The following is a 10064-nucleotide window of genomic DNA, read 5'->3' as shown; positions in this document are numbered from 1 at the left end:
GTGGTCGGCGGCTGCGAGTCGTCGCAGACCCCGAGGTCACGCCACAGGGTGGGGGTGGCGGCCGGGTTCCAGCCTGCGCCCGTGTGGGCGGTGTGGGCGACGCGGGCCTCGTAGCCGCGGCCGCTGTAGGTGACCTTGGTCCCGGCCGCGTAGCTGCCGCCCTCGCCCCATGCGGGGTAGGTGCAGACGGCCAGGGAGGACGGCTGGGCGGACGACGGCGCGGACAGCACGACCAGCGCGACGGCCGACAGCAGCACCGCCGTGATCGCCGAGGCCAGAGCAGCCGTGGCCGCGGACCAACGTCTGTGCATGAAACCGAAACGCTTGGGGGGGTGGTGTTTCACGGGACTCCTCGGCAGGACGGGGGGCACTGAGGAGCCGGTGCAGAGCCAGACACAAGTCCCGGACGGGACTCTCCCAAGCGCATGGCACAAAACCGGCATGGACGCCAGTAGCAGAGTACCGGCGCCATTCCGGACCGGGAAGCCCTCTAACCCGGGGGCATGGGCTGGGCCGGACGGTCGGACGGGGCGCAGCCGAAGGGATTGTCAATGATGTAGCGCCAATGACCGCGGGATCCACGGCGGGCGACGTCGGTGGCCGTCCCCTCGATGTGGACCGGACGTCCGGCACGGTCCACACCGTCGATTACCCAGTCGACGATCAGCAACGCGACCTCTCCGGCCGTGTAGACGTGCCGGGGGCGCACCGTGATCGGCACTCCGAGGTGCATGAACTCCGTGTTGGCGGCGAGGGCGTCTGCACCGGTGAGCGGCGAACCCGGCTCGGGGACGAACACCGCGCCGTCCTCGTACACGTCGGCCAGCGCGGCCGGGTCGCCGCTGTTGAACCGCTCCGCGAACACGAACGGGACGTCCTCGGGACGGTCGGCAAGTGGGCGCATGGTCATCCTTCGCGGTAGACAGACATGACACCGCCCGGACGCTAGGAGGCCGCTTCGTGACTAACCAAACGGTTGGCCGTCCAGGGCTGCCCGCCGATCCACGGGCGGACGTCGCCGAGCCGAGCACGTCCTGCCCGGTAGAGATCACGCTGGACGCGCTTCGCGGACGCTGGACGACGCTCATCGTCCGCGAACTTCTCCGGCACGACCATTCATTCAGCGAGCTGCGCCAGGCCCTGCCCGCGCTCTCGGACAAGGTCCTGGCGGACCGCCTGGCGCACCTCGTCCGCTCGCAGGTCGTCGACCGTCAACGCGAGCCGGGCTGGCCGCCGCGCACCCGATACACGCTGACCCCACATGGCCGCGCCCTAGGCCCGGTACTGCAAGCCCTCTGGGACTGGGGCAGCGAGACGCCTCAACCCCCAGCCAGGGCGGCGACGAGCTGACCGGCCGGGGTTTCGGTGGCGTTCCGGAAGGACTCCCCGGCCCACAGGTTGACCCCGTCCGGGTCGCCCTGGGCAGCGGACGCCTTGCGCAACGGCGAGGTGACGAAATGGACGTCGGGATAAGCGGCGGGCGCATACGCGGAATGCTCGGTCAGGAACCGGTTGACGAGGCCACGCGCGAGCCGTCCACTGAACGCCCTGGTCATGGCAGTCGCGGTGAAGCGCGGATCGGCAAGCGCCGCCTTGTGGACGGCACTCGCACCACTCTCCGGACACCGCACGAACACCGTCCCCAACTGCGCAGCCGCGGCGCCGAGCGCGAGGACGTCGGCGACGTCCGCGGCCGTCCCCAGCCCGCCCGCCGCAATGAGCGGCTGCCGGGTAACGGCACGAACGCCCTGAAGCAACGTGCGCAACGGCACGGGATCGTCGGACGTGTTGGCGAACGACCCACGATGCCCGCCCGCCTCGCCCCCCTGGACGCAGAGCACGTCAGCGGCCGAAGCCCGCCGCGCCTCCTCAACCGTGGTCACCGTGACGATCACCACGGTTCCGCTGTCCTGGAAGGCGCCGATGAGGTCAGCGGACGGGCACCCGAACGTGAAACTCACAAACGCCGGAGGGGCGGACAGCAAATCGGCGACCTTGGCTTCATAGCCGTCATCACGGGCACCCGGAGTGCCCGGCAAGACACCCAGGCGTTCGGCGGCAGGGAGGAGCCGATCGCGGTAGGCGGCAACGGCGACCGGGTCGATCTCGTCGTCCGACGGCATGAAGACGTTCATCCCGAACGGCCGGGACGTCAGCTCCCGCGTCGCCGCGATGTCGGCGCGCATCGCCTCGACGGTCTTGTATCCGGCGGCGAGGAACCCGAGACCGCCCGCGTCCGACACGGCGGCCGCCAGCGCCGGAGTGGACGGCCCGCCCGCCATCGGAGCCTGCACGATCGGAAGCTCAGGCCACGGCGGCAGCGTCATGATCACCACGATAACGAAGCAGGCCGATCGTGGCGGGTGATCTACGGCTCGCAGGTCCAGTGGCGGAAGTCCTTGGTGCGGCTCCAGATCATCCGGGCGGTCTGGATGTTCCACTCCGGGTCGAGCGCCGCGGCGGGACCGGCCCCCAGCGCCAGCAGTTCAGGGTCGGAGAACTGGAACAGACCCCAGTACCGCACGCCGCGGGAGTTCGGCATCACCCACAGCGGGTCGAGGTAGGACAGGCATCGGACGAGCTTGACGGCCTCGTCGCGCTGCTCGGGAAACACCTCGGCGAGCCGCTGCTCCACCTGCGCGGCGGTCCAGGCGCGGCGCCGGACCGGCTCCAGTTCGGCCAGCGCGCGGCGGGTGCGGTGATCGGCCGTGCCGGTGATGGGAAGCGCGGCGAACGCTTGGAAGGCGACGAGCCGCTGCTTGGTGAACGGCCCGAACCAGGAGTCTTCGGGCAGCGGAATTCCCTTGCTTCGCAGCTGCCGCTGTAACTGCAGCGCACACGGGCCGTAGGTGCCGATCCCGATCGGCTCCGGACAGCCGTCGGTCGACGGGGAGCGCGGGCCGGTCGCGGCGGTGTCCGGGACGATCACCCCGTCGCCGGCGAAGGACAGCGACAGCACGGCACCCGCGGCGGCCAAGATCCAGCGACGGGCCCGCCCACCCAGGGGCGCCGCCCGGGGTGCGCGGCCGTGGAGGGACGGGCTTCCCGGCGGCGGGAGTGGCCGGACGCCGACACCCCCTGCCCGTTCCGAGCTCGATAACTCGGCTGCGGGAACGGCGGACGTCGCGGCGATGCGCCGCCGCACCCTGACCCACTCGTCCACCCGGTCGGCAGGGCAGCCGCACGCCCGGGTGAAGGCCATGACCTGCTCCTCGCGAGGCAGGTTGCGGCGGCGTGAACCGACCATCGCCTCGCCGGTGCTGCAAGGCAACGTGTCGCCCGCCAGGCGGGCGCGCCGCTCGAGTTCCCGGAATGACAGCCCCGACCATGCCTTCAGGGCACGCAACTGAGCCTTGAATTCCTCGACCGTCGTAATGTTCTCCGGGCTCGGGCCGGAAACGGTGTCCATACGTCGGTGTCCTCCTTAGCGTCCACCCGCGCTGACCTGTGTGGACACCTGCCGTGGACATTCGTGGACGTTTTCGCCCGATGTTTTGTCTTGACTTCCCCGCCAAGCCGATCAACAGTTGCCTCGTCCGGCGGATGATCAATGGTGGCATTCTGTGCCCGCGTCGGCATCCCCGGCCCTTGGAGGTCGACCGACTGTGGACAGACACAGGAATCCGCCGGCCGCCCTCGTGGCGACCAGAACCGCGACCTGGCCCGTCCTGGGTGGCCACAACACGTATCGGGGGCTCACCCACCGTGCCCGCAGCGCGGGGATCGACATCGCCAACCAAAGAAAGGCATCCACCCCGTGAAAAGGAATCGCATGCACAAGGGGATCGCATTTTCCGCCGCGGCCGCCGCCGCGCTCGCCCTGACCGCCGCGTCCCTCACACCGGCCGCCGCGTCGGCACCGACGGGCTTCCCGCCCTACGAGATCAAGATCCTGAGCCAGAGCGGCTCCGGGTGCGAGCGCGGCACCGTCATGGCGCAGATGTGGGACGAATTCGAAGCCTTCACCCTCACCTTCGCCGACTACACGGCCCGGGCGGGCGGCTCCTCAGAGCCCGCCGACGGTCGCAAGGACTGCCGGCTCCGTCTGGACATGGACTTCCAAAAGGGCTACTCCTACGCCATCTCGCAAACGGACTACCGCGGGACCTTCGAGCTTCAGTCCGGCGCGCGGGCCATCCTTAAGACCAACCACAACTTCCAGGACGGCCCGCAGAACGAATTGAAGACCCACGAAGCTCGCGGCCCCTATGACGACAACTTCCAGTTCACCGACACGGCGTCCCAGCTCGTGTGGCAACCGTGCGGCACGGAGCCGACGCTCGACATCACCACGGAACTGCGAGTTCTCCCGGGATTCGACAAGTCCAAGGTCAGCTCCGGCTTCATGAGCTCCTTCGACGGCAGCATCAAGCAGACCTATCACCTCAAATGGAAGCCGTGCCCCTGACCCACACGCTCCCTGCCGGGACTCACCCCGCTGTCACGCCCCTCGCCCACCTCCGCAGCGGGCGAGGGGACGCTCCTCGTCGCACTCAGTGACACGTCCCGTCCGTGCCGAGGACGGCCATGAACACGATCACGCCACCGACGAGCCACTGGCTGTAGGACGGCCAGCACCCCGTCTCGATCGCCCGCAACGCACGCACCGCCCGCTCCTCACTGCTAACCCAACCCGGGACGGGGTTCAGCGCCTTCTCACACGCCTGCTCCCACTCACCGATCAGCCAGCCACACGCGGCCTTCGGATCGGTGTGGACGGCCACGATGAACCGCGCCGACTTGATCAGCCAGTCGACCGTCCGCACCGGCGGCCGGTCCGGGCTGTTGAGGTCGAGCGTGTCGGTCTTCCCGAGCCGCTCCCACTCCCGTCCGGCACCCGACCACGCATAGCAGTGGTAATGCGTGGGCTGGACGCCCGCCCGCTTGGTCGTGTCAGGGGCGATCTGCTGCGTCATCGGAGTGGGTCACTTCCCGCCCATGTTGTTGCACTCCGGCGGGCAGCACGGCGACCGCTCGCCGTGCCAGAACTCCACGTCCACCCGGTACCCGGTCGCCTCCAGCTGCGGGATGGTGACCTCTAGCGCCTCACCGTTCAGCATGGCCTCGTCCTGGTACGGGACGTGGTGGATGTACTCGCCCGCGTGCTCCTCGCAGAACGCACCGTAATCCTGCGACCGCAGAATGAACGCGTGCCACGCCGGGTCCACGGGCGAGGTCGGCACGATCCGCTCCCACGCCCGTCCCTCCCGCCGAGCCCGGACGATCTCGGCCTGCGCCTTCAGAAAGACCAGCGCCTGCCCCATCATCCGCTCGGCGTAGCCGAGGGTGACGTGGTGGTAGCGCCGCAGGTCGTCGACCAGGAGGTTCCACACCTCGGGCGGGACGAGCTCACGCGGATCCTTGGCGGCCTGAGCCGCCCGGTCAGTGGTGATGGTCACGGTGCCCTCCAGCGGCGCGCGCCTCATCGTTGATGCCGCCGCTCCGGGTGCGCGCCTTCCGGCCCGGAGTGCGGAGTCTGGGGGAATGCCCGTCCACCGCCGCAAGCTCGCGCGTGATCGCGTCGAGCGCGCCGGCGATGTCGGACGCGGGCGCGATGGCGTGGCCGTTGGCCGCCCAGCAGAACCACCACCCGCCGTCGCGGAAGTCGCAGCCGATCTCGGCCGTCCGGCGCGGGCCGCCGTACCGGACGACGCTCACCCAGCTCACACCGCGCCGCTCGATCAGCCCGCCCGCCAGCTCCGGGTGCGCCCGCACACCCTCGTACAAGGCGGAGAGGTACTCGCGCCGCTCATTGCGCGGCGGCGCGTCCACGGTCCCCGCATGCCGTCCCTTGTCGAAACCCATCGGGTTCACCTCACTGTGTTCAGCCCGTCTCTTCGGCGGAGGGACGCGGGCGGTGCACCCGGGGGGACGGGGGTGCGCACCGCCCGCGCCTCCGGACCCGCCGGTCTAAGACCGGCGGCCCCGGGACCGGCGACCAACGCGGAGCCTCCCGGTGCCTCCGCGCGTCACCGGAACCTGGCGCGCAGCTCGGCGCGCTCGCCCTCCTTGACCAGCGCCACGCGCAATTCCTCGGCCGTGGGGCACATGACGGTCGGATCGACCCCCGCCGCCGGGTCATGCAGGCTCGCCACCCACTCCCCCAGCGACCCGTCCGCCCGCACGGCCCGCCAGAACCGATATCCGACGAATTCCGACCGAAGCCGGGCAATTGCCAGATCTTCGGGATGTGTGCGCGTCTCCATTGCCATGACCCTCACCTGTTTGCCGCTGGGTCTTTCTCGTGATTCACCAACGAGACTGATCGCACCGGCGTAAATTGTCCCGTGTCCGGAAGAAGTCGGGAAGATCTCGGAAGACAGGAGATCGCTCATGCCGCGGAAGCGGAAGCCGGAAGAACTCCCCCAGCCACGCACCAACATGTGGGACCTCATCGCGTGGTACCTGCGCTTTCTCAGGAATCAACGTGAGATCTCCGGGACCCAGATGGGCCAGGTCATGGGAGCCAGCACGACGGAGGTCTCCCGAATCGAGACGGGGCAGGTTCGGCTCGACGGAAAGCGCGCGGCGCTCGTCGACCGCAAGTGGAAAACTGGGGGCATTCTCGGACATTTGGTCTGGTACGCCAGCCTCGGCCACGACCCCGAATGGTTCTCGCAGTACAGGCAGCTCGAACGACGGGCACGGTTCATCCGCACTTTCCAAGCCCAGACGATCCCGGGTTTGCTCCAGATCGAGGACTACGCCCGCGCCCTGATCATGGGAGTTCCGACCCCCAACGTCGACGCAAGGCTCGCGAGCCGCCTGGAGCGGCAGGAGATCTTCTCGGCCGACCCTGCCCCGGAACTGGGAGTCATCGTCTCCCAGCACGCTCTTGAGTGGCCGGTCGGGAGTCCCGAGGTCATGAGGGCGCAACTCGCCGCGCTGCTGGAGGCGTCGGAACGCCACAGCGTCCGGGTGGTGCCTAAAACCTTCGAAACCGGGGCATATCCTGGCCTCGACGGCAGCTTCACCCTCATGTCCGGCGATGACTATGGGGAAGTGGCCTACACCGAGTCGCCCGAGGGCGGACGGTTGGTCTCCTCACCGCCGGACGTCAGGCTGTTCGCCGTACGATACGACCGCATATGCGGCAAGGCGCTACCCGAGGGTCCTTCGCGGGACCTGATACGCAAGGTGATGGAGGCGTTCAATGACCAATAACCCCGCGTGGCGCAAGTCCTCCTACAGCGGCGTTCAGGAGGGAGACTGCGTCGAGGTCGCAGACCTCACCCCACTGGTCGCGGTGCGAGACTCCAAGGACCCGCATGGCCCCAGACTCACCCTCAACACCGCCGCGTGGCACACACTCAGTCGCCGAATCAAGAACGGCGACCACGACCTCACCTGACTGGCCCTATACGCAATAGAGCGGATTGCATGATCACCTGGCGCAAGTCGACCCGCAGCGGCAGCAGCGGCAGCGAAAGCTCTTGCGTTGAAGTTGCAGGGCTGCAACGCGACATCGGTGTTCGAGACTCCAAGGACCCGGACGGGCCCAAGCTCACCTTCGCTCCCACCACGTGGCACACACTCACCCGCCAGATCAAAAACGGCGACCACGACCTGGCCTGACCCCCCTCCTACTCAACGAGCCCTCGACCTGATGCGGTCGGGGGCTCTGTGGTGTCTGGTGCGCCTGCGCGCTGGTCACCTTCGCCTCGTTGGCTGCTTGAGGTGATCGCGGCAGCAGGTCTCGATGTCCGCGCCGAACCGCGTCCACGAGCGGTTGGAACCGACGGGGTCGCGGTGAAGCTCCAGCGTTACGGCCTTCTCCAGGACGGCAGGCGCATCGGACTCTCGGTAGCGCCGTCCTCCCTTGGAGACCTCCCGCATGAGGATCCCCTTCGGGTCGGCGAGCCGACCTGTGTCCTTTCCTCGGTACTTCGCAGGGAGCTTCCATGCGCCGACCAGTTCGGACAACGCATCGGGAAAGAGGAGCAGCCAAGCCTCCATCTCCTCAACGGCCAGCACATAGTGGGCGTTGCCTAGCTCCGCGCGCAGGGCTTCCTGTACTCGGCGGTGGACCACGGGATAATCAGCGCCATCGCAGCTGTCCAGATCCTCGTGGACGAAGACGCAGGCAAGCTCCGCCTCCTCGGCGACGGCGCGGGCTCGAACCAAGCGCGCCAGGTCCGAAGTCCTTTGCGGCAACGAGCGGCGGGCACTTTGTGGAGCCTCACCGGCTCGTTGATCTCGACCAGCCGACCGCGCATTTGTCGCACTGCGCTTCCAGCAGGATGCGGAGACACCGCCGATCATTGCGGTCCTCGCCTGCCAGTACGACAACAGGGCGCCGGGTGGCGCGGATCCTTGTCCCGCCCCGTCGGCTCACAGGGAACCGCCCAGCGCTCCCGAGAACCAGCCGCGTCCGAGCGGCAGGTCATCACTACTGTCGGCGATCTCCTTGACCTTGGCCTCCGGGATGGCGGGAATCGCGGACGAGCCGTCGTCGAGTCGCTCGCACACCAGCAGCTCACCGGGCTTCAATCTGTCCGCGAAGGCCGGTGAGTGGGTCGCGATCAGGAACTGCGTGCGCTCGCTCGCCTCGCGCAGGCGCTCAACGAGTAGCTCAAGGGCCTGCGGGTGAAGCCCATGGTCGATCTCCTCGATGCACGTGAGGGCGGGGGGCTCGGGGTCGTAAAGCAAAGCCAGCAGACCGAGGAGGCGGATGGTGCCGTACGAGGCGTCCGCCAATTGTGTCGGTCTGCGCAACCCTCTCTCATGAAGGACCACGACGACCTCGCTTGCGGCCCTTGACGGGTACTCGAAGCTCAGGCCGTCCAGTTGCGGAAGCACTTCCTTGGCGTCTTCCACCAACTGTTCGAGCACCGCGTTTCCGTGCCCCTCAAGGGAAACCAGGAAGGCCGCGAGGTTCGAGGCGTCGTCCTCCAGCACCTCGGATCTTCTCCGGAAGCGGGACGGACGGCGAGCCCTGTCGACGTCAACATCGAAGACGCGAAATGAAGCGAGTCGCTCGGCCACCGTGGCGACCTCGTCACCGCCCTCGTCATCGGATAGGCGAGGCAGGGTGGACAGGCCACTGCTCAGGCGGCGGATCCCGAGGCTGTGCTCCTGAGAGGTCTTCCTGTTCCGGCTGATGCTCTCGACGCTCACCCTCTGCCCAGAGACGGTGATGCTGCGCCGTTCGTCCTCTTGAGGCCGGTTGAATTGGAAGGTCTCATGCCGCCTGAGTGAGGGACCCCTCTCGGCTTGCGCGCGCCGTTCCACTCGGAGGGTGTACTCGTCCGGGGCGCTGGCGCTGCTGTGCGCCGTCCATGTCGCCTTCAGCTTGATCCGGAACGACGCGGGTTCTTTCGGCCCTCCCCAGAATACGAGTTCATCGAACCCCCCACGGAGTTCCAGTGCCGGTTCCAGGTCGGTGCGAATAACGTCAGCGAGGAACCGGAAGACCTCCAGCACATTGGTCTTTCCCGCACCGTTCGGCCCCACGAGCACATTGAGCGGGCCCAGTGGCACGGTGATCTTGCGCAGGCTGCGAAAGTTCTGTACTTCCAGCTCGATCAGCCGGTCGTTCATCGTCCCGCCCCCACGATCCTCAGCCCCGGCAGCCACACCTGAAAGATCAGCCTATCTTGGGGCGTTGCTGCAGGCAGACCTGTGCAGGGATGTAGCGAGGACGGCGCGGCACGGCTCGCCGGCCGTCAACCAGGCGGCGCGTTGGTCGCCCGTTGTGGGGATGCGTCATGATCGGGGGTGGGAAGGAGGTCGGGATGCGGGTGTTGTTGCACTTTGACATGGAGCATGAGGCTTCGGGGCTTGATGTTGTGAGTTGTTCGGAGCAGGACGATGAGCGGCTTGCTGAGCTGCTGCCGGAGGTCGAGGTTCTCTGGCATGTGCTGCGGCCGTTGACGGCTGACGATATGGATCGGGCGCCCAAGTTGCGGTTGATCCAGAAGCTTGGGACGGGTGTGAACACCATCGATCTGGACGCGGCCGAAGAGCGCGGGATCGCGGTGGCGAACATGCCTGGGCAGAACGCGCAGGCTGTTGCGGAGACGAGTCTGCTGTTGATGCTGGCGGCGTTGCGACGGGTTGTGCCG

General features: G+C 67.9%; 15 protein-coding genes and 1 pseudogene. 6 read left to right on the top strand and 10 right to left on the bottom strand.

Annotated features, from left to right (window positions below; genetic code table 11):
* On the bottom strand, window positions 1-311 hold a 311-nt coding region (locus tag E1287_RS39515), incomplete at its 3' end, for a carbohydrate-binding protein (protein ID WP_347814007.1).
* A gap of 179 nt (window positions 312-490) precedes the next feature.
* Window positions 491-904 carry a DUF4440 domain-containing protein gene (locus E1287_RS39510; protein ID WP_243719748.1) on the bottom strand — a complete coding sequence of 138 codons (414 nt, stop codon included), beginning with the start codon at window positions 902-904 and terminating at the stop codon, window positions 491-493.
* A 56-nt stretch (window positions 905-960) separates the two neighbouring features.
* Between E1287_RS39510 and E1287_RS39505 the strand changes: the two genes are divergently transcribed.
* Window positions 961-1350, top strand: coding sequence for a helix-turn-helix domain-containing protein (locus E1287_RS39505; RefSeq protein ID WP_131970636.1), 390 nt, complete (start codon window positions 961-963; stop codon window positions 1348-1350).
* Here the strand turns inward: E1287_RS39505 and E1287_RS39500 are convergent.
* The gene (locus E1287_RS39500; protein ID WP_131970634.1) at window positions 1320-2327 is read right to left on the bottom strand and encodes a nitronate monooxygenase; all 1008 of its coding nucleotides are present in this window, start codon (window positions 2325-2327) and stop codon (window positions 1320-1322) included. The genes E1287_RS39505 and E1287_RS39500 overlap by 31 nt on opposite strands.
* 41 nt (window positions 2328-2368) lie before the next feature.
* A complete protein-coding gene (locus tag E1287_RS39495) occupies window positions 2369-3409 on the bottom strand; it encodes a peptidoglycan-binding protein (RefSeq protein WP_131970632.1) in 1041 nt (346 codons plus the stop codon).
* A gap of 363 nt (window positions 3410-3772) precedes the next feature.
* Here E1287_RS39495 and E1287_RS39490 point away from each other — a divergent pair, with 363 nt between their 5' ends.
* Window positions 3773-4408 carry a DUF4360 domain-containing protein gene (locus E1287_RS39490; protein ID WP_165969423.1) on the top strand — a complete coding sequence of 212 codons (636 nt, stop codon included), beginning with the start codon at window positions 3773-3775 and terminating at the stop codon, window positions 4406-4408.
* Window positions 4409-4493: 85 nt separating this feature from the next.
* Here E1287_RS39490 and E1287_RS39485 read toward each other — a convergent pair whose 3' ends face one another.
* The 4 genes from E1287_RS39485 to E1287_RS39470 all read right to left on the bottom strand — a co-directional run bounded on the left by E1287_RS39485 (window position 4494) and on the right by E1287_RS39470 (window position 6335).
* Window positions 4494-4916: a hypothetical protein gene (locus E1287_RS39485; RefSeq protein WP_131970628.1), complete on the bottom strand. Its 423-nt coding sequence runs from the start codon at window positions 4914-4916 to the stop codon at window positions 4494-4496.
* Window positions 4917-4925: 9 nt separating this feature from the next.
* Window positions 4926-5399: a hypothetical protein gene (locus tag E1287_RS39480; protein WP_131970626.1), complete on the bottom strand. Its 474-nt coding sequence runs from the start codon at window positions 5397-5399 to the stop codon at window positions 4926-4928.
* Complete coding sequence (locus E1287_RS39475) at window positions 5383-5805, bottom strand: hypothetical protein (RefSeq protein ID WP_131970624.1); 423 nt, start codon at window positions 5803-5805, stop codon at window positions 5383-5385. Before E1287_RS39475 ends, E1287_RS39480 begins: the two co-directional genes overlap by 17 nt.
* A 164-nt stretch (window positions 5806-5969) precedes the next feature.
* Entirely contained in the window at window positions 5970-6335 is a 366-nt protein-coding gene (locus E1287_RS39470) for a hypothetical protein (RefSeq protein WP_131970622.1), read from the bottom strand.
* Here E1287_RS39470 and E1287_RS39465 point away from each other — a divergent pair.
* From E1287_RS39465 to E1287_RS39455, 3 genes are read left to right on the top strand one after another with little or no spacing between them, the layout of a single operon-like run.
* A complete protein-coding gene (locus E1287_RS39465; protein WP_131970620.1) occupies window positions 6334-7164 on the top strand; it encodes a DUF5753 domain-containing protein in 831 nt (276 codons plus the stop codon). The genes E1287_RS39470 and E1287_RS39465 overlap by 2 nt on opposite strands.
* The gene (locus E1287_RS39460) at window positions 7154-7351 is read left to right on the top strand and encodes a DUF397 domain-containing protein (protein WP_131970618.1); all 198 of its coding nucleotides are present in this window, start codon (window positions 7154-7156) and stop codon (window positions 7349-7351) included. The genes E1287_RS39465 and E1287_RS39460 overlap by 11 nt, the downstream gene beginning before the upstream one ends.
* 29 nt (window positions 7352-7380) lie before the next feature.
* The gene (locus E1287_RS39455) at window positions 7381-7575 is read left to right on the top strand and encodes a DUF397 domain-containing protein (RefSeq protein WP_131970616.1); all 195 of its coding nucleotides are present in this window, start codon (window positions 7381-7383) and stop codon (window positions 7573-7575) included.
* Window positions 7576-7650: 75 nt separating this feature from the next.
* On the opposite strand, the gene E1287_RS39450 is transcribed toward E1287_RS39455, so the two are convergent.
* Both E1287_RS39450 and E1287_RS39445 read right to left on the bottom strand, forming a co-directional pair.
* A complete protein-coding gene (locus tag E1287_RS39450; RefSeq protein ID WP_207934738.1) occupies window positions 7651-8124 on the bottom strand; it encodes a hypothetical protein in 474 nt (157 codons plus the stop codon).
* Window positions 8125-8331: 207 nt separating this feature from the next.
* The gene (locus tag E1287_RS39445; RefSeq protein ID WP_131970614.1) at window positions 8332-9540 is read right to left on the bottom strand and encodes an AAA family ATPase; all 1209 of its coding nucleotides are present in this window, start codon (window positions 9538-9540) and stop codon (window positions 8332-8334) included.
* A 194-nt stretch (window positions 9541-9734) separates the two neighbouring features.
* On the opposite strand from E1287_RS39445, the pseudogene E1287_RS39440 reads away from it, so the two are divergent.
* Window positions 9735-10064, top strand: a pseudogene (locus tag E1287_RS39440) (hypothetical protein); the annotation flags it as partial.

It is taken from the genome of Actinomadura sp. KC06, assembly GCF_004348735.1.
Lineage (GTDB): Bacteria > Actinomycetota > Actinomycetes > Streptosporangiales > Streptosporangiaceae > Spirillospora.
This window is presented reverse-complemented; position numbering and strand designations above follow the sequence as displayed.